Here is a 22,912-nt window from a genome sequence, read left to right as displayed (position 1 = left end):
CGCTCCCTCTCCCGCTCGCGGGAGAGGGGTGGGGAGAGGGTGCTTCCGCAATGGGACAATCCCCAAGAAGAGAAAGCCCTCACCCGGCGCTGCGCCATAGCCGAGGCTTTGCCTCGGCGTCTTTTTTGAGGAGACGGCCGCCGAAGGCGGCCTACGCCTCTCCCGCAAGCGGGAGAGGTGAACGAGCCGCGGCCATCGATTCAACCTAAAGCCATTCCGCTTTAATCCCACGCCGGTGCGAAGCCGGGATTGACGCAGCGTCTGTCCTTCGCCAGCCCAACGATCTTCCTGCGATCGGCCTCGTCGAGCGTGATCTTCAGCGCGTCGAGATTGGCCTGCTGGCTCTCACGACGCGAGGCCTTCGGGATCGCAGCGACGCCGCCCTGATCGAGCAGCCATTTCAACGCGACCTGCGCGGCGGTCGCGTCGTGCCTGGCGCCGATGTCGGCCAGCACCGGATCGGTCGCGAAACGCCCCTGCGCCAGCGGACAATAGGCAACCAGCGGGATCGACTTAGGCTTGAGATAGGCCAGCATCTTCGATTGATCGAGCATGGCGTGATATTCGACCTGGTTGCAGGCGATCGGCGCCTTGATGTCCTCGACCGCGACCTTGAGCAGCGCTGTGGTGAAATTGGCAACCCCGATGGCCCGCGTGCGCCCCTCCTCCTTGAGCTTCATCAGGGTCTCGAACACCGCGCCCCAGTTCGCAGCCCTCGACGGCCAATGCACGAGATAGAGGTCGACATAGTCAAGCCGGAGCTTTTGCAGGCTGGCGTCGAATGCGCGACGGATCGCGTCGGGGGCAAGGTTCTCGTGCCAGACTTTTGTGGTGACGTGCAGCTCGCCGCGCGGCACGCGGGACGACGCGATGGCCGAGCCGATCGGCTCCTCGTTGGCATACATCTCGGCAGTATCGATGTGGCGATAGCCGATCGACAGCGCGCTCTCGACCGCGGCACGGCAGGCATCGCCTTGCATACGGAAGGTACCGAGGCCGAGCTTGGGCATGCTGATGCCCCGTGTTTTCAGATGATCCATGAAACAGGCTCCTGAGGTAATTCATCCCGCCGGACGCGCGGGTGAGACCGCGACGACAGACCCTTCGGTAATGGAAAAGAAGTGGCGGGAGCAGCAATGATAGCGCGAGAGGCGGAGCGGGACCAATCAAGATCGGGTTAGGAACTTCTCGACCGTCATGCCCGGGCTTGTCCCGGGCATCCACGTTCTTCGTGCCGTGCGGCAAGTCGTGCATGGCCGGGTCAAGCCCGGCCATGACGATGCCGAGAGAATTACCCACCCCTCACGAATGCTGCGCCACCACAGCCGATCGTGCCTGCGGCTGCGGTATGATGTCGACCGACCAGAGGTCGCGGTTGTCGACGTCTTTCAGGGTGACCGTCATCACCCCGGTCGTGCCATCGATGTCGACACGGCCGAAGAACTGCAAGCCGAAACATGGCGCCAGGTTCTCGCCCTGCGCTGCGCTGCAGCCATGCTGATACATCGCGACCGGGCCAAAGGTGTCGTCGAGCTCGCCAGGCCCCCAGGTGCCGGCATGCAGCGGGCCGGAGACGAACTCCCAGAACGGGTCGAAATCGTGGAATTGCGCCTTGTTCGGATCGTAGTAGTGCGCGGCGGTGTAGTGCATGTCGGCAGTGAGCCAGACGATGTTGTGAATGCCGGCGCGCTTGATGGAGGAAAGCAGATCGGCGATCTCGTGCTCGCGTCGGTCGGGCGGCCCATCGCCAAGCGCGACGGCATCCAGGCTGATCAGGCCGATCGGCAGATCGGCCGCGATCACTTTCCAGGTCGCGCGCGAGGCGGCGAGCTCGCGCTTGAGCCAGGCGAGCTGCTCGGCACCCAGGATCCAGCCGCGGCGATCATCGCCTTTGTTCCAGCTCTCATCGCGGTAGCTGCGCATGTCGATCATGAAGACGTCCAGCAGCGGGCCGTAGGCGATCTTGCGATAGACGCGCCCTTTTCGCGCGCCGATGTCGCGGATCGGCATGAATTCGAAAAAGGCGCGGCGGGCGCGCGCGACCAGGCGCGGCGTGCCGTCGTCCTCACAGCCGGCCTCGTCATAACTGCCGATCGGCGACCAGTCGTTGGTCACCTCGTGATCGTCCCATTGCGCGAACATCGACACCTCCGCGTGGAAGGCGCGGAAGTGCTCGTCGAGGTGGTTGTATCTGTAATTGCCGCGGAACTGCGCCAGGGTGTGCGCGACCTCGGATTTCTCCTCGGTGACGATGTTGCGCCATGTCTCGCCATTCGGCAGCTTTTGTTCGGCGGGAATCGTGCAGTCCGCGTAGATGTGATCGCCGGAGTGAATGAAGAAATCCGGACGGTTGTCGAGCATGGTCCGATAGCTGCGATAGCCGCCACGGGAGACGTCGATGCCCCAGCCCTGCCCCGCGGTGTCGCTGGACCACAGAAACGAGATCGACTGGCCAGCTGCCGGCGCGGTGCGGAAATGGCCGATCCGGCTTTCGCCGGCAAGACCGGTGGCAATGTCGTCGAAGCGCACACGGTAGAAGATGTCCTGCCCGGCAGGCAGATCGTTCAGCAGCAGTTTTGAGGTGAGATCGGCGTCAGGCAGCGCATCGCCGGAGGCTGACGCGATGATCGCCTTGAAGCTCTCGACGGTCGAGCATTCCACCTGCATCCGCGCGGGCCGGTCGGCGCGCGCCCAGATCACGGCCGAACCGCCCGAGACATCGCCGGACTGGATGCCGCCTGCGACCCGCGGGCGATCAGCGGCGCGGCTCAGGTGAGGCTTCGCAAACGATGCGGTGGCGAGGCTGGAGGCGGAGCGAACCAGGAACTGCCGCCGGGTCCATGCGCGCGAGGCGCGGAGCGTTGCCATTCAGGAGACCTTCGTCGAATCGCGACGGAAGGTGCCTGCGCTCCTTGACTACCGGCTTACGATTTCTTGACTCCGCGCCTACGGTTTTACGACGCGGGGATGACGTAAGAGCAGCGCCGGTGGTGGTGCGCTCCCGCGCCCCGCTTGCGGCAGGGCAATCGCATATGGCTTTTTGAAAGACGTGCGCGCACGCATCGTCCTTCGAGACGACCGCTTCGCGGTCCCTCAGGATGACGCTAAACGGGCATCGGCGCCCGCCAAAACAGCTGCCACACACTCCGCCCTCATCCTGAGGGCCCGCCGGAGGCGGGCGTCGCGAAGGATGCGCCGCAGGGAAGACGCCATCAAACGCGATAGCTCTGCCGCTAGCGGGGAGAGGCGAAGAGAACGCTGCGATTATCGGTTCCAGTTGCAGATGCCGCCGGAGCGGCAGGGCCAGGTCTGAATGCGCGTGTCCATCGCCTGTGCATCGAGCGGATTGCCATGGCGATGTGACAGCCTGGTGCGTGCTGCGCCACGCGGCTGGGTGCTCTTCGTATGCGCGACCTTCGGCGCGGCCACACGGACCCGTTCGGCGGCAACCTTCTTCGGCACGTCGATGGGCTCGGCGCGAGCCTGCGCCTCGTTGCCGCCGCGCGCTTCGAGCGCGACCGGTGCGAAGTGCGTCTCTGGCCCAAGACGCTTCGGCGACAGCACGGCCTTGGAGAGATCGAGGCCGAGATATTCGTCGGGCTTGTAGTCGTCAGCGCGCGCATCGCCACCCCCTGCGACCACGAGGGCAAAAGCAATTGCGAAGGGAACGCTTTTCAGGACCACGGACGCCTCCTGAAATTGATTTATTAAGGGGGAATTTACCCCTATTTAGGAGGCGTCGCGCGCAATTCCAGCGGCCAAATGCGGCCGTGGTTAAGAAGTTTGCGGTGTCAGGCGACCTTTCGCGTCGCTTCCGTCCCGTCCAGGAACCCGATCAGGCGGCCACGGATGATGGTTTCCGCCTCGCCCATGATCCGATCAATGAGCTCTTTGCAGGATGGGATGTCGTGGATCAGGCCCGCGACCATGCCGCAGCTCCAGGCGCCGGCGTCCATCTGGCCTTCCAGCATGATCCTGGGATAGACGCCCGCGACCTGGTCGTGGATATCGTCGATCGTGAGCTTGGTGCCCTTCTCGCGCTCGATCTCGAGCAGGCGGTCGACATTGGCGTTCTTGAGGACGCGCTCGGTATTGCGCAGCGCCCGCATGATCAGGCGGGTGTCGAGCTCGGTGGCCGCGACCAGCGCGTTCTTGACGTTCTGATGCACCGGCGCTTCCTTGGTGGCGATGAAGCGCGTGCCCATGTTCATGCCCGCCGCGCCCAGCGACAGCGCCGCGACCAGACTGCGTCCATCGGCCATGCCGCCGGAGGCGACGAACGGGATCTTCAACTCCTCGGCCGCGCGCGGCAGCAGGATCATGTTGGGAATGTCGTCCTCGCCCGGATGTCCACCGCATTCAAAACCGTCGACGCTGACGGCATCGCAGCCGATGCGCTCGGCCTTCAGCGAATGACGAACTGACGTGCATTTGTGGATGACCTTGATGCCGGCGGCCTTCAACGCCGGCATGTAGGCCTCCGGGCTGCGGCCCGCGGTCTCCACCGCCTTGATGCCACCTTCGACGATGGCCGCAATGTATTCGGGATAGGGCGGCGCCGAGAAGGCCGGCAGGAAGGTGAGGTTCACGCCGAACGGCTTGTCGGTCAGGTCGCGGCAGCGCGCGATCTCCTTCGCGAGCAATTCCGGCGTCTTTTGCGTGAGACCGGTGATGATGCCGAGCCCGCCGGCATTGGAGACGGCAGCGGCCAGCTCGGCAAAGCCGACGAAATGCATGCCGCCCTGAATGATGGGGTGCTTGATGCCGAACAATTCGGTGATCGCGGTCTTCACTTAAGTACCTCCCGGAATTTGCTTGATGTTGAGATCAGTCTAGCCGGACTTTTGCGCCGCGGTCACCATTTCTCTCCGAACGGGCGGATCTCCATCTCGAAGGTCCAGGCACTCTTCGGCTGTTGATAAAGTTGCCAATAGGCATCGGCGACCGACGACGGCGGCATCAGGAGGTCGGGATTGTCAAGCGCATTCGGCCCGAGCGCTTCGAGCCGGCGCTGGCGCACCCATTCGGTATCGACCCCGGAGTCGATGATGAGATGAGCGACGTGGATGTTCTTCGGCCCGAGCTCGCGCGCCATCGCCTGCGCGATCGCGCGCAGGCCGAACTTGGCGCTGGCAAAGGCGGCAAAGCCGCTGCCGCCGCGTAAGGAGGCCGTGGCACCAGTGAAGAAGATGTTGCCGCCGCCGCGCGGCAGCATCAGCCGCGCGGCCTCGCGCCCTGCAAGGAAGCCGGAATAGCAGGCCATCTCCCACACTTTCCGGAACACGCGCTCGGTGATCTGCTCTCGGAGCGGCTGAAGAAGCTGGTCCGGTTCGGCATCCTGCGCCGCGTCCCCTATTCCGAGGCACCAAAGCGCTACGAATACATCCTCACCCAGAAGGGGCTCGACCTCTATCCGGTCATCATGGCGATGGTGCATTGGGGCGACAGCCATATGGGCGACGAGCGCGGCCGCCCGCTGCTGCACGAGCACAAGACTTGCGGCAAGCTGTTCGATCCCGTCATGGTGTGCTCGGAGTGCGGCGAGGTGCTGCGTGCCAAGCAGGTGCACGTGCATGCGGGGCCGGGGCGGAGGGAAGCAGGTGTTGGAACGACCTAAAGCGGAATGGTTTTAGGTTGAATCGATTGCCGCGGCCTCACCTCTCCCGCTTGCGGGAGAGGTCTGCATAGGTGGCCTCTGGCCGCCGTTCTGTAAGACGCCGATGCTTCGCATCGGCTGCGGCGCCGGGTGACGGCTTTCTCCTCTTGGGGATTGTCCCGTTGCGGAAACACCCTCTCCCGCAAGCGGGAGAGGGTGTGCACTTCCGTCGGCGCAGCGATCAAGCCTCATCTCATCATGCTCTAGTGCCCTCGCGCTGGCGCTCTCAAATCGATCGGGCGCAGCACCGCCGCCGTGGGAATCATCAGTACAGCGACGATCGCGAGCATCCAGAACACGTCGATATAGGCGAGCAGGTCGACTTGCTGCTGCAAGGTGCGGCCGACCCAGGCGATCGCCTGCGACGCCGCATCGCTTGCATTCGAGCCCTGCGCCTGGAAGTAGCGCGTCATCGCGTCGATGGTCTGCTGATAGCCGAGATCCGAGGGCGCGGCGTGCTCGATGAGGCGGCTCTGATGGAATTGCTGGCGCTGCGCCAGAATGGTCTGCGCCAGCGCCACCCCCATGGAGCCACCGATATTGCGCGCGACATTGATCAGCGCGGAGGCCTGGTTGGTCTTCTCGGGTGGCAAGCCATCATAGGATGCCGTCGTCACCGGAAGGAACAGGAACGGTAGAGCGACCGCGAGATAGATCCGCGCCAGCGCGGCATAGCCGTAGGTGATCTCCCCGGTAAGCCCGGTCAGATGCCACATGGAAAGTGCGGCAGTCGCAGCGCCGAACATGATCAGATATTTGGGCTGCACTATCGTGACTAGTCGTCCCGCCACCGGCATCAACATCATCGTCACGACGCCGCTCGGCGACAGCACCAACCCTGCGAGCATGGCGGTATAGCCCAGCTCCGTCTGCAAAAGCTGCGGCAATAGCTGCGTCGTTGAGATCAGCACCGCAAATGTGCCGAGCATGACCAGGAAACAGGACCCGAACTGACGCCTGCCGATCAGGCGGATGTCGACGATCGGATCATCCCGCATCAACTCCCATGGGATCAATGCGAGCAGGCAGAAGGCGGCAAGCAGTGCAAAGAACAGGATCATGTTCGATCCGAACCAATCATTGCGCTGACCTTCGTCAAGGACGAATTCGAGCGCGCCGAGCCCGATCGCGACCAGCAGGAAGCCGATGTAGTCGACGCGCAGGCCTCTGCTCAGCAGCTCCGCCCTCTCCTCTTCCGCGCCCGAGGGCTCCTTGACCAGCGTGCCGACCAGGAACAGCGAGATCAGACCCATCGGCACGTTGATCAAGAACACCCAATGCCAGGAATAGGTGTCGGTGATCCAGCCGCCGAGCGTCGGGCCGATCACCGGGGCGACCACGACGGCGACGCCATAGATCGCAAACGCCTGGCCGCGTTTTTGCGGCGGAAACGAGTCGGCAAGGATCGCCTGCTCGCTGGTGGCCATGCCGCCGCCGCCGAGGCCTTGAAGGATGCGAAACAGCACCAGCGACTGCAAACTCCAGGCAAGTCCGCACAACAGCGAGGCCACCGAGAACGTCGCGACGCAGATCATGTAGAAGCGTTTGCGCCCCATCACGGTCGACAGCCAGCCCGAGATCGACAGCACGATGGCGTTGGCGACGAGATAGCTGGTGATGACGTAGGTGCTCTCGTCGATGCCGACCGCGAGCCCGCCGGCGATGTGGCGCAGCGCGACATTGGCGATGGTGGTGTCGAGCACCTCCATGAAGGTCGCGATCGAGACCACGAAGGCGATCAGATAGGGGTTGTGCCCGCCGGCCGCCGAGCGCTCCGGCGACCATCCGGCGGTCCCGCCTTGCGTGGCGTCCGTCATCGCACCCTAGTCCAAGGCACGACCGACATGCCGGGACCAACCGGCAGATCGGGCGGCCAGTTGTTGACCACGATCTTCACCGGCACGCGCTGCACCACCTTGACGTAGTTGCCGGTGGCGTTCTCCGCCGGCAGCAGGCTGAACGCAGTGCCCGAGCCCGGTTGCACGGAATCGACGTGGCCGGTCAGCTTGCGGCCGGGATAGGCATCGATGCGGATCTCGACCGGCTGGCCCGGACGCATGTCGCTCAGCTGCGTCTCCTTGTAGTTGGCGACAACCCAGACTTCGTCGGGCACAAACATCATCAGGCTTTGGCCAGCCGTGACGAATGTGCCCTTGGCGCCGCTCAGCTTGACGACGCGGCCGGACTGCGCCGCAACCACATTTGTGTATTGCAAATTCAGCCTGGCCTGATCGAGCTGCGCCTGCGATTGCTGGAGCTGCGCCTTGGCGCCTTCGAGCTGTGCCTGCAGCGTCTTGATGCCAAGTTGGGCGGCCGTCACCGCGGTCTTGGCGCGCTCGGTATTGGCCTGCTGCGCCTGAAGATCGGAACGGGTCTGTTGCTGGCGCTGCACGGTTCCCGCCCCCTTCTCGACGAGATCCTGGGCGCGCGCAAATTCTTCCTGCGAAAACTGGAGCTGGGCCTGGGCCTGTTCGAGCTGCGCCTGGGCCTGCTTGATCTGCTCCTGTTGGGAGTCGATTTGCGCCTCGACATTGGCGATGTTCGCCTTGGCGCTGGCAACCTGCGCATTGGCCTGATCGATGGCAATCCGGTAATCCCGTTCGTCGATCTTGGCGAGGAGATCACCGGCATTGACATGCTGGTTGTCCGTGACAGGGATGTCGGTCACATAACCGCCGACCTTCGAGGCCACCGAAAAGCTGCGCGCCGCGACGAAGGCATCGTCGGTGGATTCATAATGGCGCACCTCGAGCCAGTAGAGCAGACCGCCAACGAGCGCGGCGATCAGCACGATTACGCCGGCGGTTGCGAGCAGCCAATGCCCGCGAAGCCGGTCGCGCAACGACGGCGTTGTGGCCGGCTTCTCCGACTGATCCTTGGCGTCCAGCGCCTGATCTGGAGAGGTCCTCGGAGCTTCTTTCGTCCGCAGCGGCTGCTCCGCGGATGGCCCACGCTCTCGTGTCTGAGCATCCACGGCTGACACCTTTCTCGGGATTAAACCGGCGTCTCGGGATTATACCGGCGCAAGCCGGTGAGCCGGGCCTGCACGCCGGGAGCCTAACCGCAGGGCCGGAGCATGGTTCCGTCCTGCAACAGCAGCGCTGTCATTCGTGATCGCACGGCGGCGCGGCATCGTTGATGCCGCGTTTGTCCCAATCGGTTGCAATGGGGCGCAGCTTCAGTGCGTGTTCGTCTCGTGCCACTTCTCGAGGTCGGGCTTCACCTTGTCCGAAGCCTGCTCCTTCTCAGGATTGCCCTTCCAGGGCTTGTCCGTCTGCCGGTGCGAGCCCCAGTCGTTCTGCTGCCGGGGATCGTCATTGGGCCGTTCCTTGCTCATCGATCTCCCTTTCCTGGAAATCTCAAACGAAGGGAACACCATAATAGGAGTTGATGCCGCGCATCGCGGCGTCGTCACTCCAGTTCCAATCGCTTCGTGCGCCGTATTTCGGTGCACCCTCCAACTCCTTGGTGGTGATGCCGGTGACATAACCGCCAAGCTCGGTGTCGTATTTCAGCGACTGCCAAGGCAACGGGTAGTGGTCGTTGCCGAGTCCCAAGAATCCACCAAAGCCGAGCACGGCGTATGACACCTGGCCACTGATCTTGTCGATCATCACGCGTTCGATCGAACCGATCCGGTTGCGATCGGCGCCATAAACCGATGTTCCCTCGACCTTGTCGCTGCCGATCAAACGGCCCGTCTCACTGCGACCCAGTTCGTTTTGGTTCAACATCGAAAACTCTCCACTCAACCTCGTGCAAAACCAACCGGATAGGCACGCGATCGTTCCGGTGCATGTTCCCCAAGCGGGTCAGGAACATCGCACGAGACGAGCGGTTCTCTGGGTTTCATACACCTGCCAAGCAAGGGCCACGCGCAAATGTCCCAGACCGTCTCCGACTTCATCGTCCAGCGTCTGCATCAATGGGGCGTGCGCCACATCTTTGGCTATCCCGGCGACGGCATCAACGGCGTGTTCGGTGCAATGAACCGGGCCGAAGGCAGGATCGCGTTCGTGCAGGCGCGGCACGAGGAGATGGCGGCATTCATGGCAACCGCTTACGCAAAGTTCTCGGGCGAGCTCGGCGTCTGCATTGCGACCTCTGGCCCCGGCGCCTCGCATCTCGTCACCGGGCTCTACGATGCGCTGCTCGATCACCAGCCGGTGCTGGCGATTGTCGGCCAGCAGTCGCGCAACGCCCTCGGCGGACACTATCAGCAGGAACTCGATCTTCTCTCGATGTTCAAGGACGTCGCCGGCGCCTACGTCATGCAGGCATCCTCGCCTGCGCAAGTGCGACACTTGATCGATCGTGCGGTGCGGATTTCGCTGGCGCGGCGGACCCCGACCGTGATCATCCTGCCCAACGACCTGCAGGAAGAGCCTTACGAGAATCCGCCCCGCGCACATGGCACGCTGCATTCAGGGATCGGCTATAGCGCACCCAGCATCATGCCGCATGAGGCGGATCTCGACCGCGCCGCGGAGGTGCTCAACGCCGGCAAGAAGGTCGCGATGCTCGTCGGCGCGGGCGCGCTTCACGCGACCGACGAAGTCATCGCGGTCGCCGACCGGCTATCGGCCGGCTGCGCCAAGGCACTGCTCGGCAAGGCCGCGCTGCCCGACGACCTGCCATGGGTCACCGGCTCCATCGGCCTGCTCGGCACCGAACCCAGCTACAACATGATGATGGAATGCGACACGCTGCTGATGGTGGGCTCGGCCTTTCCCTATGCCGAATTCCTGCCGAAGGAAGGAGCGGCGCGCGGCGTGCAGATCGACATCGATGCCAGCATGATGTCGATCCGCTTTCCCATGGAGGTCGGCCTCGTCGGAGACGCCGCCGAGACGCTGCGCGCATTGTTGCCGCGACTCCAGCCCAAAGCCAACGACGCCTGGCGCAGGGCTATCGAAGACGACGTTGCGAGATGGTGGAAGACGTTGGATGACCGCGCGCATCAGCCCGCGGCGCCAGTCAATCCACAGCTCGTCGCCTGGGAATTGTCCCCCCGCCTACCCGATCGCGCCATCATCACCAGCGATTCCGGCTCCTGTGCCAATTGGTTCGCGCGGGACCTCAAGATGCGGCGTGGCATGACGGCCTCGCTCTCCGGCGGCCTCGCCTCAATGGGCGCTGCGGTACCTTACGCGCTTGCGGCCAAATACGCCCATCCGGATCGTCCCGTGATTGCACTCGTCGGCGACGGCGCCATGCAGATGAACAACATGGCCGAGCTGATCACCGCTGCGAAGTATTGGCGCGACTGGAACGACCCGCGATTCATCGTCTGCGTCTTTAACAACGAGGATCTCAACCAGGTGACTTGGGAGCAGCGCATCATCAACGGTGATCCCAAATTCGAGGCGTCCCAACGCATTCCCGACGTCTCCTATTCGCGTTTCGCCGAGCTGATCGGCTTGCGCGGCATCTTCGTCGACAGCCCACAGCTGCTCGGCTCGGCCTGGGAGCAAGCGCTGGCGAGCGAGATGCCCGTGGTGCTGGAAGTGAAAACCGATCCCGAGGTGCCGCCGCTGCCGCCGCATATCACGCTCCAGCAGGCGAAGAATTTCTCACTCGCCCTGATGAAGGGCGATCCGAACGAAAGCGGGATGATCAAGGGAGCAGCGCGGCAGATGCTCGAATCGATCCTGCCCGGAAAGCAATGAGGTAAACCATGAGTGACTTCCGCGATATCCAGCACGGCGTCAACGACCCCGTCGACGGCGTCGACGTGAAGTGGCATTTCAACGACAACCGAACGCCGCATGAGCGGGCGCAGCGTCATGCCGACGTACGGGCCGACGCAACCGCTACGCCGGCCGAGCCGTTTCTGCCCGAGCGGCTTCGACGCAAGCCGACTGATCCCATCAATCCGCGGACCGGCCGGAATCCCACGGATTGACCGTTAGGAACGTCGGCCGCGGCGGCGTGTTGATCGGCGCAACGCGCGGCAGGAAGCTGCGCCCCACCCGGAGGGACCGGACCATGAAACGTACCATCGTCGCCCTGGCCTGCGTGCTTTTCGCAGGCCCCGCGCTTGCCCAGTCGCTGGGCGAGAAGACCGGCGTCAACTCGGCGCTGGGCGTCGCGCCTGCTACGGCCGACTTCGTCAAGGAGGTCGCCATCAGCGACATGTTCGAGATCGAGTCGAGCAAGCTCGCGGAGCAAAAGGGCAACGCCCAGGAAAAGAGCTTCGCGCAGCAGATGGTGACTGATCACACCAAGACCAGCACCGAACTGAAGGGCCTCGTCGGCGATGGCAAGGTACAGGCGACGCTGCCAACGGCACTGGACAGCTCGCACCAGAGCAAGCTCAACAAGCTGAAGAGCGCGACGGGCAAGGATTTCAGCTCGGACTACAATTCCTACCAGGTCAGCGCCCATGAGGACGCCGTGTCGTTATTCGAGCGCTACGCCAAGGGCGGCGACAATGTTGCGCTGAAGGATTGGGCCGGCAAGACCCTGCCAGCGCTCAAGCACCATCTCGACATGGCCAAGGAGCTCGGCAAGGCGCCGAGCGTCGGTCAGTCCAAATAGGCTCCTCAGTCGATATCCAACGAGGACGCCGGCCTGGCCGGCGTCCTTCGCGTCCGAGCAACGATGCCAGTCTCCGCGTGTTGAGATCTCAATATCGCGGAGAGCATCATGACGCAGCAGGACAAGACCTCAATATCCCGCCGGCACGTCGTCCGCGCCGCGGATGACGCTGCTCGGCCGTCCTGGTCAGCCTGTCGAGCTCGCCTCGATCTACTTGCAGCTTGCCGCCGCCGACGCAAGCTATGCAACGGGCCAGATCTATGGCTCCGCCGGGGGATCCGGGCAGCCCTAGTCGCGGCGCGGCGGGCTGATGCCCGCGGCTGGCACTCAGGAACCTTCGTTGTCTCCGGGCTTTACAAAACTGTCATGGAGGAAATCTCGCCGGCGGACCGATGGCGCTCGTAACAGTCAAACCCACCCGGATCGATGCGGCGATCGCGAACGAGATCGCACAGAACACCAATTCAGGCCTCGAGCGCGCCGCCCAAGCAATGACCTGGGGCGCCGACGAGCACGTGCTGGTCGCGCTCGCTGCAGCGGGATGGCTCTACACTCGTCTCCGGCATCCGCAGCAGCGTCCTGTTGCCGATCACGTCCTGATGGTCTCGCTGGTGACGGCCGTATTGCCGCATGTCTTGAAATCCTTGTTCGATCAGACCAGGCCGGACCGGCTGACGGTTAGCGGCCACTGGCACGGCGTTCCTTATTCGGGGCGTTCCCGCGACGCGTTTCCCTCAGGTCACGCTGTGCACATGGGCGCCCTTGCCTCGGCCGCTAGCCTGTTGCCGCCGGCCTCGCGCCGCTTGGCGCGCTCGCTGGCCGTAGCGCTGTCGTTGACGCGCGTGGCGCTGCTCGCACACTGGACCAGCGACGTGGTGGCAGGCTTCATACTCGGCATCGTCGTCGAGCGACTGTTCAGGCCGTTCACGCTGGCGAAGTCACGGCAGCAGCGGCGCGAAGCCTCGCGGGTACGGCCATGACGGAATATCTCGTGCGCTTTGTCGCCGGCGGCCTGATCGTATCCATCTTCGCAATCTTCGGTGACATGCTGCGGCCAAAGAGCTTTGCCGGACTGCTCGGCGCGGCACCGTCGGTCGCGCTGGCCACCCTCGGCATCGCCGTGGTCCAGCACGGTTCGCAATATGCTGCGGCCGAGAGCTGGACGATGATCTATGGCGCCATCGCGCTCGCCTGCTACAGCCTCGCCGTCTGCCACCTCCTGATGAGGTTCCGTCTCGGCGCGCTCGCCGCCACGATCCTCGCCTTCGCCGTATGGCTCGTGGTCGCCTTCGGTCTGCTCGCCGGTTTGGGAGGTGCCGCCTGATGCTGGAGCTATCGTCATCGGCGCTGAAAGAGACGCGATGGTACGAATACGCCATTCGCTTCGTGCTCGGCGGCTGCGCGACGGTGCTCGCCGGAATCATCGGCTCGCAATTCGGCGTTTCTGTCGGCGGGCTCTTCCTTGCACTTCCAGCCATCTTCTGCGCCAGCGCGACGTTGATCGAAAGCCACGAGCGTCACGCCAAGGAGAAGGCCGGCGTGAGCGGGCGGCGTCGCGGACAGAAGGCTGCGGCGCTCGATGCCGCAGGTGCGGCACTCGGCAGCATCGGCCTCGCGGCGTTCGCCGCCGTCTTCCATGCCACCGTCGGGACAAGCATCGCATTCGCTTTCATCGCCGCGTTGACTGCCTGGGCGATCGTTTCCGTGTCGGCCTGGTGGCTGAGGCGCAAGCTTCGCATTGTCAGACACAAATCGCGCCGATCAGCCCATTCAACGGGCTCTCGCTTCGTGAAGCCTTAGCTCGCTTTCGCCCCGGTCGAAGTCTGCGATTGCGGCGGCTGGAGGCCGGGGCTGTTGGCCCAGCGCTCGACCTGATCGATGACCTTCTGGTGACTTGGCCGCACCGGCTCAGGCCCTTCGGGCTCTTCGGAAAGCTTGCGAGGTAACCTGACTTCATCCGTCATGGCCTCTCTCCCTTTCGAAAAGAATGCGCCATGGCAGGATACGGTTTCAAAAATAACTTATTGATTCTATTAGATATTTCTACTCATTTGGAGACTTTGTCGACTCCGGAGGAACTCCCTCCAAGTTGGTTCGTTGAGTAAACCACTCAACCTACTCAATTTGCGTGATCGCCATGAACGACCTTCGCGCCGAGCGCCTTCAGGTCATGCTCTCGCCGGAAGAGTTGGCCGCCATTGACGATTTCCGGTTCAAACACCGCATGCCGACGCGGGCGGCCGCGGTCCGCGAACTCCTCAAGTTCGGACTGGCCGCCGTGGGCGTCGATGCCACTGCCGGCGTGAAGTCGAGCAGCTTCGGCGTGTTCGGCCGCGGGCCTGACGGACATACTCAGGGGGATCCGGATAGCGGCAGCGGCGGCTGAAGTCCCTTCCATAAGCAAACGGCCCCGGCACGGGAGTGCCAGGACCGTCCTTGGAGATTGCTTCCGGCGCACCGGGGGCATGACAACCGGAAGCAATCCGTCGACTCTTCCCGCGGAAATTCGTTCCTCGTGAGAACTAGCCTGTCGCGTCGCTCGAGCCGTCCGGCATCACGCCGGATCCTGGCGTCTTGCTATCGTCGTTCAGCTTGGGATCGCGCGTCGCTTCACGCGAGGTCGAGCCCTTCGAATCCGTCTTGTGCACGGACTGTGCACGCTGCTTGTCGCGCGGCTGCTCCTCCGCACGCTTGTCCTTGACGATGCCATGGTCGGAATGGGCCATGATGAACTCTCGCTTCTCCTGGTGTCTCAGAGCGCTTACGCACTGCGGCGTCGAATGTTCCGATACAGGCTAACTGCGCGCGGCGTGGCCGGCAGCAGATGCGTTCTCGAGATGCACCTGCCGCACCGTCGTCACCGTCGCGAACGCGACCGAGACGCCAAAGGCGAGAATGAGGGAAAGAAGAGCCAGACGTGGAGCCATCGCCAAAACCTCCTCTGAAACTGGAAATCCACGCGATCGACGGTTCCCGGATGATCCCAAATCAGTTGCTTGCCTTCCGTGAGCGGTCTCACACGCAGATTCACACGCCTCGCTTCGGAGCAGCAGCGTGGAGCGGAACGGGCGGGATTTCGCCATCGAGCCAATCCTGCTCGTTCGCGAGCGCCGTCCAGGCCTCGGCCATGCGCGAATAGCGTTTATGGGCGGGCTGTCCCTCGGCTCGCTCGGCAAGCTGAAGACAGTTGTCGGCATTATCCCTGAGGATGTCAGATTGTTTCATGTGGAGGACTTGGGGACGGAACTCTCGCGTCGCAACCCGCTTACCGGATCGTAATATTTCAGGGAACTTCGCACGCCGTTCGTCATTGATCTCGATGCGAGTTGTTGCCGCGATCATCCTGACATTCATCGCCACCGCGGCACTTGCCGACAGTACCGGCGAGCGAAAGCGTGGTGACCGACAACCGACCGCCGTTGAGGTCATCAGCGGCGTCTATAAGTTCAGCCGATTTCAACAGGGTCTTCTTGAGAACACCGACCTCAAGGGCAATGCGGAGGTCAAGAACCTCGCCGCCCTGCGCGCCGAGGAGGCCGCCAAGCGCGACAAGAGTCTGAAGGAGATCCAGGAGACAATTGGCGCGCAACTGCACGTCGGCAGAGCGACATCTTCGACCGCGAGCCTCGTCGAGCCCGAAATGTCGGATGGCCCAACCTACGTCAGAAGCTTCTATGCTGCGCAGCTTCCCGAGTATGAGTCGATCATCAGCCTGCTTGAGCGCTATCTGAAGGCGCCCGACAATACAGCGCTCGCAGCGTTCGCGCGCCAACAGCTCCCGATGCTGCGCTCGCAGGTCAGGGACGCGGCGCGCATCATGGCGGACAAATAGCCGACTCTACTTGTCGTTCGGATGCTGTTGCTGGCTCTGCGGCCGCACGGTGCGGTCGCTCTCCGGCATTTTGTCCCGGCCCGCATCGCCAGTGTCGTCTTTGCCGCCCGAAGATGACGTGCCGCTGCCGCTAGGATTCGATCGGCCGGACGTCCCGGTGGTCGGCGTTTCCGCCCGCGGATTGGCGGAGCTTGCGGCGGGGTCGCCGGTCACAGCCCCCGCCCGCTGGGCGCACCGCCCTGCGCCAAAGCCGATCCCGCGGCAAATAGGATGACAGCGATGGCGGCAAGTCCTGCTTTCATATCCGTTCTCCCTGTCTTTGTGGGCTAACCGTCGGGCGCGGCGCTCCGTTCCGGGACAGTGAATGCCGGGGATGGACGAGCAGAGCGGCGGGGCCCGAGGCATTTCTTTCTGAGCGACCTGGAACCAATTCGAAGGATCATCGTTACCTCAGCCGGGCTGAGCAAAGCGGGTTCCATTTCCCAGCGCCCCACCTTGGTGCTTGATTTCGAATTTGGCTGACGCTCTATTTCGACCAACGCGTCTTGCCTCGGATTCGGCCGACGCCTGCGGGGGAATCAGTATGAGCGACCTCGATCCCGGACCTGCATCACGCTCCGGTCGTCGCGTCCCAAAGCCAAAAACCAACGGTATGTCGGAGCCGGATTCCCGGGCCGAGCTTTTGCTTGCCTTGCAGGCGATGCGCAGCGGTGACTTTTCGGTGCGGATGAGCGGCGACTATCTCGGCATCGACGGCAAGATTGCCGACACTCTTAATGAAATCATCGCCGCCAACCAGCGCATGGCGCAGCAGCTCGAGCTGGTCGGCCAGGTGGTGGGGCGCGAAGGCAAGACCCGCCAGCGCGTGAAGTTCGGCCTGGCCTCAGGCTCCTGGGCCGACATGGAAGGTTCGGTCAACACGCTGATCGACGACCTGTTGTGGCCGACGCGCGAGGTGACACGCGCGGTCGCCGCCGTCGCACAAGGTGACCTGCTCCAGACCGTCAAGCTCGACGTCGATGGCCGTCCGCTCGGCGGCGAGTTTTTGCAGTCGGCGACCATCGTCAACACCATGATCAAGCAGCTCGGCGTGTTCACCTCCGAGGTGACGCGCGTCGCGCGCGAGGTCGGCACCGAGGGCAAGCTCGGCGGCCAGGCCCAGGTGCCTGAGGTGACCGGCGTCTGGAAGGACCTGACCGAGAGCGTCAACTCGATGGCGAACAACCTGACCAACCAGGTTCGCAACATCGCCGAGGTGACGATCGCGGTCGCCAATGGCGACCTCTCCAAGAAGATCACGGTCGACGTCCGCGGCGAGATCCTCCAGCTCAAGGAAGCCATCAACACGATGGTGGACCAGCTCCGCTCCTTCGCCTCGGAAGTGACGCGCGTGGCGCGCGAGGTCGGCACCGACGGCAAGCTCGGCGGCCAGGCGATCGTGCCCGGCGTCGCCGGCACCTGGAAAGATCTCACCGATTCCGTCAACGCGATGTGCGGCAACCTGACTGCGCAGGTGCGCAACATCGCCAACGTCACCACCGCCGTGGCGCGCGGCGACCTCTCGCGCAAGATCACGGTGGACGTGCGCGGCGAGATCCTGGAGCTGAAGGACACCATCAACACCATGGTGGACCAGCTCAACTCGTTCGCTTCGGAAGTGACGCGCGTCGCGCGCGAGGTCGGCACCGAGGGCAAACTCGGCGGCCAGGCCCAGGTGCCCGGCGTGGCCGGCACCTGGAAGGACCTCACCGACAACGTCAACTTCATGGCCTCGAACCTGACGGCCCAGGTCCGCAACATCGCCGATGTCGCGACCGCCATCGCTGGCGGCGACTTGTCGAAGAAGATCACCGTGAACGTCTCGGGCGAGATCCTTCAGCTGAAGGAGACGCTCAACACCATGGTCGACCAGCTGAACGCTTTCGCCGGCGAAGTGACGCGCGTCGCCCGCGAGGTCGGCACCGAGGGCCGGCTTGGCGGCCAGGCCAACGTGCTCGGCGTCGCCGGCACCTGGAAGGACCTGACCGAGAGCGTCAACTCGATGGCCTCGAACCTGACCGCTCAGGTCCGCAACATCGCGGAGGTGACGACGGCGGTCGCCGGCGGCGACCTGTCGAAGAAGATCACCGTGGACGTGCGCGGCGAGATCCTGGAGCTGAAGGACACCATCAACACCATGGTGGACCAGCTCAACGCCTTCGCCGGCGAAGTCACGCGCGTGGCGCGCGAGGTCGGCACCGAAGGCAAGCTCGGCGGCCAGGCGGTGGTGCGCGGCGTCGGCGGCACCTGGAAGGACCTCACCGACAGCGTCAACTCGATGGCCTCGAACCTGACCGGTCAGGTCCGCAACATCGCTGAGGTCGCGACCGCGGTGGCGAAGGGCGATTTGTCCAAGAAGATCACGGTGAACGTGTCGGGCGAAATCCTTCAGCTGAAGGAGACGCTCAATACCATGGTGGACCAGCTCAACGCCTTCGCTGGCGAAGTGACGCGTGTCGCGCGCGAGGTCGGCACCGACGGCAAGCTCGGCGGCCAGGCCGACGTGCCGGGCGTCGCAGGCACCTGGAAGGATTTGACCGACTCCGTGAACTCGATGGCGGGCAATCTGACCGCCCAGGTGCGCAATATCGCGGAAGTCGCGACCGCGATCGCCGGCGGCGACCTGTCCCGCAAGATCACCGTGGACGTGCGCGGCGAGATCCTTCAGCTCAAGGATACGCTGAACACGATGGTCGACCAGCTCAACCGCTTCGCGGGCGAGGTGACGCGCGTCGCGCGCGAGGTCGGCACCGAAGGCCGCCTCGGCGGTCAGGCCAACGTGCCCGGCGTGGCCGGCACCTGGAAGGACCTCACCGACAGCGTGAACTCGATGGCGGGCAACCTCACCGCCCAGGTCCGCAACATCGCCGAAGTGACGACCGCCGTGGCGCGCGGCGACTTGTCCCGCAAGATCACCGTCGACGTGAAGGGCGAAATCCTCGAGCTGAAGAACACCATCAACACCATGGTGGACCAGCTCAACGGTTTCGCCGGCGAAGTCACGCGCGTCGCTCGCGAGGTCGGTACCGAAGGCAAGCTCGGCGGCCAGGCCGAGGTGCCCGGCGTCGCCGGCACCTGGAAGGATCTCACCGACAACGTCAACTTCATGGCCTCCAACCTGACGGCCCAGGTCCGCAACATCGCCGAGGTCGCGACCGCCATTGCCGGCGGCGACCTCTCGAAGAAGATCACGGTGGACGTGCGCGGCGAGATCCTTCTCTTGAAGGACACGCTGAACACGATGGTCGAGCAGCTGCGCTCCTTCGCCGCCGAGGTCACGCGCGTCGCGCGCGAAGTCGGTACCGAAGGACGGCTCGGCGGCCAGGCCGTCGTGCCCGGCGTCGGCGGCACCTGGAAGGATCTCACCGACAACGTCAACTTGCTCGCCGCGAACCTCACCACGCAGGTCCGCAACATCGCCGAAGTGACCACGGCGGTCGCGCGCGGCGACCTCTCGCGCAAGATCACCGTCGACGTGAAGGGCGAAATCCTCGAGCTGAAGAACACCATCAACACCATGGTGGACCAGCTCAACGCTTTCGCCGGCGAAGTCACGCGCGTGGCGCGCGAGGTCGGCACCGAAGGCAAGCTCGGCGGCCAGGCGCAGGTGCCTGGCGTCGCAGGTACGTGGAAGGATCTCACCGACACCGTGAACCTGATGGCTGCGAACCTGACCGAGCAGGTGCGCGGCATCGTCAAGGTGGTGACCGCGGTCGCCAACGGCGATCTCAAGCAGAACCTGACGATGAAGTCGCGCGGCGAGGTCGCCGCTCTCGCCGACACCATCAACAACATGACCGAGACGCTCGCGACCTTCGCCGATCAGGTGACGTCGGTGGCGCGCGAGGTCGGCGTCGAAGGCCGGCTCGGCGGTCAGGCCAACGTGCCCGGCGCCGCCGGCACCTGGAAGGATCTCACCGGCAACGTCAACCTGCTCGCGGCCAACCTCACTTCGCAGGTGCGCGCGATCGCGGAAGTCGCCACCGCCGTGACCAAGGGCGACCTGACACGCTCGATCCAGGTCGATGCCCGCGGCGAGGTCGCGGAACTCAAGGACAACATCAACACGATGATCACCAACCTGCGGCTCACGACCGAGCTGAACACCGAGCAGGATTGGCTGAAGACGAACCTGGCGAAGTTCACCAACATGCTCCAGGGCCAGCGTGACCTCACCACCGTCGGCCGGCTGCTGCTCACCGAATTGTCGCCGCTGGTGAACGCGCATACCGGCGTGATCTACCAGGTCGAGAACGAGAATGACCCGCAGCTCCTGCTGCTCGCCTCTTACGCCAGCGACGGCATCTACCCCTATCATCCCGTGCTGCAGTTCGGCGAAGGCCTGATCGGCCAATGCGCCTTCGACAAGCGGCCGCGCGTCGTTTCCGACATTCCGTCGGACGTGGTGCCGATCAACTCGGCGCTGTTCCGCGTTGCGCCGAAAAACCTCGTCGTGCTGCCGGTCCTGTTCGAAGGTCAGGTCAAGGCCGTGATCGAGCTCGCTTCGCTCGTCTCCTTCACGACGTCGCAGATGACGTTCCTGGAGCAGCTCACCGACTCCATCGGCATCGTGCTCAATTCGATCGAGGCCACGATGCAGACGGAAGGTCTGCTCAAGCAGTCGCAGCAGCTTGCCGGCGAGCTGCAGACCCAGCAGCGCGAATTGCAACAGACCAACGACCAGCTCGAGCAGAAGGCGCAGCAGCTCGCCGAGCGCAACGTCGAGGTCGAGCGCAAGAACCAGGAGATCGAGCAGGCCCGCCGCGCGCTGGAGGAGAAGGCGACCGAGCTCGCGCTGACCTCGAAATACAAGTCCGAATTCCTCGCCAACATGAGCCACGAGCTGCGCACACCGCTGAATTCGATCCTGATCCTCGGACAGCAGCTCAGCGACAACCCGGATGGCAACCTCTCGGCCAAGCAGGTCGAATTCGCCCGCACCATCCACGGCGCCGGCACCGACCTGCTCAACCTCATCAGCGATATTCTCGATCTCTCGAAGATCGAGTCCGGCACGGTGACGGTCGACGCCGAGGAGATCCTGACTGCGAACCTGCTCGAGACCGTCGGCCGGCCGTTCCGGCACGAGGCAGACAATCGCAATCTGTCGTTCAAGATCGACATCGATCCGAACCTGCCGCGCAGCATCGTCACCGACTCCAAGCGCCTGCAACAGGTCCTGAAGAACCTGCTCTCCAACGCCTTCAAGTTCACCGCCGAAGGCGAAGTGCGCCTGAAGGTCGCCGGCGCGGTCGGCGGCTGGGGGACGGATCACCCGGTGCTGAACTCCGCTCCGGCCGTGATCGCCTTCGAAGTGTCAGATACCGGCATCGGCATTCCCCTGGAGAAGCAGAAGCTGATCTTCGAGGCGTTCCAGCAGGCGGATGCCGGCACCAGCCGAAAGTATGGCGGCACAGGACTCGGGCTCGCGATCAGCCGCGAACTCGCGAGCCTGCTCGGAGGCGAGATCCATCTGCGCAGCGCGCCGGGCAAGGGCTCGTCGTTCACGCTTTACCTGCCGTTGAAATATTCCGGCCCGACGCTCGCGCCGCGCGCCGCGCCGGCGTCACCGCAATACAGCCAGCCGCCGGCGCTACAGCCGGCCGCGCCTGACCAGCAGCGCGTCATCGAGCAGCTTCCCGACGACCGGCTCAACCTCGAGCCCGGCGACACCATCCTCCTGATCGTCGAGGACGATTCGCACTATGCCCGCGTGCTGGTCGATCTGGCCCGCGACAAGGGCTTCAAGGTTCTGGTCGCCGCCCGCGGCGCCGAGGCCCTGGAGCTCGCCAAGCAGTACCAGCCGACGGCCGTCTCGCTCGACGTATTCCTTCCTGACATGCTCGGCTGGACCGTGCTGAGCCAGCTCAAGCACAATCCGCTCACCCGCCACATCCCGGTTCAGATCATCACGCTCGACGAGGACCGCCAGCATGCGCTTGCGCGCGGCGCATTCTCCTTCGTCAACAAGCCGACGACCACCGAGGGCGTCTCGGCCGCCCTGACGCAGATCAAGGAATATGCGCGGCCGCGACGCAAGCGGCTGCTGATCGTCGAGGACAACGAGGCCGAGCAGCTTTCGATCCGCGAGCTGCTGCACCACGACGACATCGAGATCTTGGCCACGGATACCGGGGCCGGCGCGCTCTCGACGCTGCGCGAGCAGCCCTGCGATTGCGTGGTGCTCGACCTGCGGCTGCCCGACATGAGCGGCTTCGAGGTGCTCGATCAGATCCGCAACGACGAGGCGCTGTCGAACATCCCGGTCGTGGTGTTCACCGGACGCGAGCTCTCGGCTGAGGAGGATGCCGAGCTCCATACCATGGCGCGCAGCATCGTGGTCAAGGGCGTGGAGTCGCCTGAGCGCCTGCTCGACGAGACCGCGTTGTTCCTGCACCGCGTGATCACGGAGCTGCCGATCGAGAAGCAGCGCATGCTGGAGAAGCTGAACAGTTCCGACGAGGACCTGATCGGCAAGACCGCCCTGCTCGTCGACGACGACGCCCGCAACATCTTCGCGCTTTCGAGCGTGCTGGAACGACGCGGCATGAAAGTGCTGACGGCGACGACCGGCAGCGAGGCGGTGGCACTGGTCGAATCCAATCCGGAGATCGCGATCGTGCTGATGGACATCATGATGCCGCAGATGGATGGCTATCAGACCATCGGCGTGATCCGCGAGAACCCGGGCTTCGCTCGTCTTCCGATCATCGCGTTGACCGCCAAGGCGATGAAGGGCGACCGGGAGAAGTGCCTCGAAGCCGGCGCGTCCGACTACCTCGCCAAGCCCGTCAACACCGACCAATTGCTGCTTGCGATCCGCATGTGGCTGCACCGCTGAGTGG

21 protein-coding genes and 3 pseudogenes are annotated in these 22,912 nt (G+C 64.0%); 11 read left to right on the top strand and 13 right to left on the bottom strand.

Annotated elements, in window-relative coordinates:
• Positions 1-221: 221 nt before the first annotated feature.
• From YU9_RS0100260 to YU9_RS40535, 5 genes and pseudogenes are all read right to left on the bottom strand, one after another.
• A complete protein-coding gene (locus YU9_RS0100260) occupies positions 222-1,040 on the bottom strand; it encodes an aldo/keto reductase (protein ID WP_027570952.1) in 819 nt (272 codons plus the stop codon).
• Positions 1,041-1,302: 262 nt separating this feature from the next.
• Positions 1,303-2,868, bottom strand: coding sequence for an alkaline phosphatase (locus YU9_RS0100255; RefSeq protein ID WP_027570951.1), 1,566 nt, complete (start codon positions 2,866-2,868; stop codon positions 1,303-1,305).
• Between the two features lie 396 nt (positions 2,869-3,264).
• Positions 3,265-3,684: a hypothetical protein gene (locus YU9_RS0100250; RefSeq protein WP_027570950.1), complete on the bottom strand. Its 420-nt coding sequence runs from the start codon at positions 3,682-3,684 to the stop codon at positions 3,265-3,267.
• 107 nt (positions 3,685-3,791) lie between these two features.
• Positions 3,792-4,793, bottom strand: a complete 1,002-nt coding sequence (locus tag YU9_RS0100245) for a nitronate monooxygenase family protein (RefSeq protein WP_027570949.1) — start codon at positions 4,791-4,793, stop codon at positions 3,792-3,794.
• Positions 4,794-4,855: 62 nt separating this feature from the next.
• A pseudogene (locus tag YU9_RS40535) lies at positions 4,856-5,299 on the bottom strand (SDR family NAD(P)-dependent oxidoreductase); the annotation flags it as partial.
• On the opposite strand from YU9_RS40535, the pseudogene YU9_RS40530 reads away from it, so the two are divergent.
• Positions 5,297-5,617: pseudogene (locus YU9_RS40530) on the top strand (winged helix-turn-helix transcriptional regulator); the annotation flags it as partial. The pseudogenes YU9_RS40535 and YU9_RS40530 sit on opposite strands and share 3 nt — an antisense overlap.
• Positions 5,618-5,859: 242 nt before the next feature.
• Here the strand turns inward: YU9_RS40530 and YU9_RS0100230 are convergent.
• From YU9_RS0100230 to YU9_RS0100215, 4 genes are all read right to left on the bottom strand, one after another.
• Positions 5,860-7,473: a DHA2 family efflux MFS transporter permease subunit gene (locus YU9_RS0100230; RefSeq protein ID WP_027570948.1), complete on the bottom strand. Its 1,614-nt coding sequence runs from the start codon at positions 7,471-7,473 to the stop codon at positions 5,860-5,862.
• Positions 7,470-8,630, bottom strand: coding sequence for an HlyD family secretion protein (locus tag YU9_RS0100225; RefSeq protein WP_027570947.1), 1,161 nt, complete (start codon positions 8,628-8,630; stop codon positions 7,470-7,472). Before YU9_RS0100225 ends, YU9_RS0100230 begins: the two co-directional genes overlap by 4 nt.
• A gap of 204 nt (positions 8,631-8,834) precedes the next feature.
• A complete protein-coding gene (locus YU9_RS48820; RefSeq protein WP_198028190.1) occupies positions 8,835-8,993 on the bottom strand; it encodes a hypothetical protein in 159 nt (52 codons plus the stop codon).
• Between the two features lie 22 nt (positions 8,994-9,015).
• Positions 9,016-9,390, bottom strand: coding sequence for a PRC-barrel domain-containing protein (locus YU9_RS0100215; RefSeq protein WP_027570946.1), 375 nt, complete (start codon positions 9,388-9,390; stop codon positions 9,016-9,018).
• A 147-nt stretch (positions 9,391-9,537) separates the two neighbouring features.
• On the opposite strand from YU9_RS0100215, the gene YU9_RS0100210 reads away from it, so the two are divergent.
• The 7 genes and pseudogenes from YU9_RS0100210 (at position 9,538) to YU9_RS0100180 (ending at position 13,996) form a co-directional block, all read left to right on the top strand.
• The gene (locus YU9_RS0100210; RefSeq protein WP_027570945.1) at positions 9,538-11,325 is read left to right on the top strand and encodes a thiamine pyrophosphate-requiring protein; all 1,788 of its coding nucleotides are present in this window, start codon (positions 9,538-9,540) and stop codon (positions 11,323-11,325) included.
• An 8-nt stretch (positions 11,326-11,333) separates the two neighbouring features.
• Positions 11,334-11,561 carry a hypothetical protein gene (locus YU9_RS0100205; protein ID WP_027570944.1) on the top strand — a complete coding sequence of 76 codons (228 nt, stop codon included), beginning with the start codon at positions 11,334-11,336 and terminating at the stop codon, positions 11,559-11,561.
• Between the two features lie 83 nt (positions 11,562-11,644).
• Entirely contained in the window at positions 11,645-12,196 is a 552-nt protein-coding gene (locus YU9_RS0100200) for a DUF4142 domain-containing protein (RefSeq protein ID WP_027570943.1), read from the top strand.
• Positions 12,197-12,362: 166 nt separating this feature from the next.
• A pseudogene (locus YU9_RS49655) lies at positions 12,363-12,488 on the top strand (NAD(P)-dependent oxidoreductase); the annotation flags it as partial.
• A gap of 100 nt (positions 12,489-12,588) precedes the next feature.
• Positions 12,589-13,176 carry a phosphatase PAP2 family protein gene (locus YU9_RS0100190; RefSeq protein WP_027570942.1) on the top strand — a complete coding sequence of 196 codons (588 nt, stop codon included), beginning with the start codon at positions 12,589-12,591 and terminating at the stop codon, positions 13,174-13,176.
• Positions 13,173-13,520, top strand: coding sequence for a DUF3147 family protein (locus tag YU9_RS0100185; RefSeq protein ID WP_027570941.1), 348 nt, complete (start codon positions 13,173-13,175; stop codon positions 13,518-13,520). The genes YU9_RS0100190 and YU9_RS0100185 overlap by 4 nt, the downstream gene beginning before the upstream one ends.
• The gene (locus tag YU9_RS0100180) at positions 13,520-13,996 is read left to right on the top strand and encodes a DUF3147 family protein (protein WP_371259089.1); all 477 of its coding nucleotides are present in this window, start codon (positions 13,520-13,522) and stop codon (positions 13,994-13,996) included. The genes YU9_RS0100185 and YU9_RS0100180 overlap by 1 nt, the downstream gene beginning before the upstream one ends.
• Here YU9_RS0100180 and YU9_RS48815 read toward each other — a convergent pair.
• Entirely contained in the window at positions 13,993-14,160 is a 168-nt protein-coding gene (locus YU9_RS48815; RefSeq protein ID WP_198028189.1) for a hypothetical protein, read from the bottom strand. The genes YU9_RS0100180 and YU9_RS48815 overlap by 4 nt on opposite strands.
• A 173-nt stretch (positions 14,161-14,333) precedes the next feature.
• Here YU9_RS48815 and YU9_RS0100170 point away from each other — a divergent pair, with 173 nt between their 5' ends.
• Entirely contained in the window at positions 14,334-14,582 is a 249-nt protein-coding gene (locus tag YU9_RS0100170) for a hypothetical protein (protein ID WP_027570939.1), read from the top strand.
• A gap of 136 nt (positions 14,583-14,718) precedes the next feature.
• Here the strand turns inward: YU9_RS0100170 and YU9_RS0100165 are convergent, their stop codons facing one another.
• From YU9_RS0100165 to YU9_RS45245, 3 genes are all read right to left on the bottom strand, one after another.
• On the bottom strand, positions 14,719-14,922 hold the full coding sequence (locus tag YU9_RS0100165; protein ID WP_027570938.1) for a hypothetical protein: 204 nt from the start codon (positions 14,920-14,922) through the stop codon (positions 14,719-14,721).
• 69 nt (positions 14,923-14,991) lie between these two features.
• On the bottom strand, positions 14,992-15,123 hold the full coding sequence (locus YU9_RS50720; RefSeq protein WP_256375849.1) for a hypothetical protein: 132 nt from the start codon (positions 15,121-15,123) through the stop codon (positions 14,992-14,994).
• 100 nt (positions 15,124-15,223) lie between these two features.
• Complete coding sequence (locus tag YU9_RS45245) at positions 15,224-15,421, bottom strand: hypothetical protein (RefSeq protein WP_027570937.1); 198 nt, start codon at positions 15,419-15,421, stop codon at positions 15,224-15,226.
• A 94-nt stretch (positions 15,422-15,515) separates the two neighbouring features.
• Here YU9_RS45245 and YU9_RS0100150 point away from each other — a divergent pair, with 94 nt between their 5' ends.
• Together YU9_RS0100150 and YU9_RS0100140 are read left to right on the top strand one after the other, a co-directional pair.
• Complete coding sequence (locus YU9_RS0100150; RefSeq protein WP_027570936.1) at positions 15,516-16,028, top strand: DUF4142 domain-containing protein; 513 nt, start codon at positions 15,516-15,518, stop codon at positions 16,026-16,028.
• A 583-nt stretch (positions 16,029-16,611) separates the two neighbouring features.
• Entirely contained in the window at positions 16,612-22,908 is a 6,297-nt protein-coding gene (locus YU9_RS0100140) for a HAMP domain-containing protein (RefSeq protein WP_027570935.1), read from the top strand.
• Positions 22,909-22,912: the final 4 nt, after the last annotated feature.

The organism is Bradyrhizobium sp. WSM1743, from assembly GCF_000473065.1.
Classification (GTDB): Bacteria; Pseudomonadota; Alphaproteobacteria; order Rhizobiales; family Xanthobacteraceae; genus Bradyrhizobium.
The sequence above is the reverse complement of the archived record's forward strand: the minus strand, read 5'-3'. Positions and strand labels throughout refer to the sequence as shown.

Excerpts from the sequence above, each read along its gene's own strand:
- YU9_RS0100260 (WP_027570952.1), bottom strand. The coding sequence starts at position 1,040 with ATGGATCATCTGAAAACACGGGGCATCAGCATGCCCAAGCTCGGCCTC.
- YU9_RS0100255 (WP_027570951.1), bottom strand. The coding sequence starts at position 2,868 with ATGGCAACGCTCCGCGCCTCGCGCGCATGGACCCGGCGGCAGTTCCTG.
- YU9_RS0100230 (WP_027570948.1), bottom strand. The coding sequence starts at position 7,473 with ATGACGGACGCCACGCAAGGCGGGACCGCCGGATGGTCGCCGGAGCGC.
- YU9_RS48820 (WP_198028190.1), bottom strand. The coding sequence starts at position 8,993 with ATGAGCAAGGAACGGCCCAATGACGATCCCCGGCAGCAGAACGACTGG.
- YU9_RS0100215 (WP_027570946.1), bottom strand. The coding sequence starts at position 9,390 with ATGTTGAACCAAAACGAACTGGGTCGCAGTGAGACGGGCCGTTTGATC.
- YU9_RS0100210 (WP_027570945.1), top strand. The coding sequence starts at position 9,538 with ATGTCCCAGACCGTCTCCGACTTCATCGTCCAGCGTCTGCATCAATGG.
- YU9_RS0100205 (WP_027570944.1), top strand. The coding sequence starts at position 11,334 with ATGAGTGACTTCCGCGATATCCAGCACGGCGTCAACGACCCCGTCGAC.
- YU9_RS0100200 (WP_027570943.1), top strand. The coding sequence starts at position 11,645 with ATGAAACGTACCATCGTCGCCCTGGCCTGCGTGCTTTTCGCAGGCCCC.
- YU9_RS0100190 (WP_027570942.1), top strand. The coding sequence starts at position 12,589 with ATGGCGCTCGTAACAGTCAAACCCACCCGGATCGATGCGGCGATCGCG.
- YU9_RS0100185 (WP_027570941.1), top strand. The coding sequence starts at position 13,173 with ATGACGGAATATCTCGTGCGCTTTGTCGCCGGCGGCCTGATCGTATCC.
- YU9_RS0100180 (WP_371259089.1), top strand. The coding sequence starts at position 13,520 with ATGCTGGAGCTATCGTCATCGGCGCTGAAAGAGACGCGATGGTACGAA.
- YU9_RS48815 (WP_198028189.1), bottom strand. The coding sequence starts at position 14,160 with ATGACGGATGAAGTCAGGTTACCTCGCAAGCTTTCCGAAGAGCCCGAA.
- YU9_RS0100170 (WP_027570939.1), top strand. The coding sequence starts at position 14,334 with ATGAACGACCTTCGCGCCGAGCGCCTTCAGGTCATGCTCTCGCCGGAA.
- YU9_RS0100165 (WP_027570938.1), bottom strand. The coding sequence starts at position 14,922 with ATGGCCCATTCCGACCATGGCATCGTCAAGGACAAGCGTGCGGAGGAG.
- YU9_RS50720 (WP_256375849.1), bottom strand. The coding sequence starts at position 15,123 with ATGGCTCCACGTCTGGCTCTTCTTTCCCTCATTCTCGCCTTTGGCGTC.
- YU9_RS45245 (WP_027570937.1), bottom strand. The coding sequence starts at position 15,421 with ATGAAACAATCTGACATCCTCAGGGATAATGCCGACAACTGTCTTCAG.
- YU9_RS0100150 (WP_027570936.1), top strand. The coding sequence starts at position 15,516 with ATGCGAGTTGTTGCCGCGATCATCCTGACATTCATCGCCACCGCGGCA.
- YU9_RS0100140 (WP_027570935.1), top strand. The coding sequence starts at position 16,612 with ATGAGCGACCTCGATCCCGGACCTGCATCACGCTCCGGTCGTCGCGTC.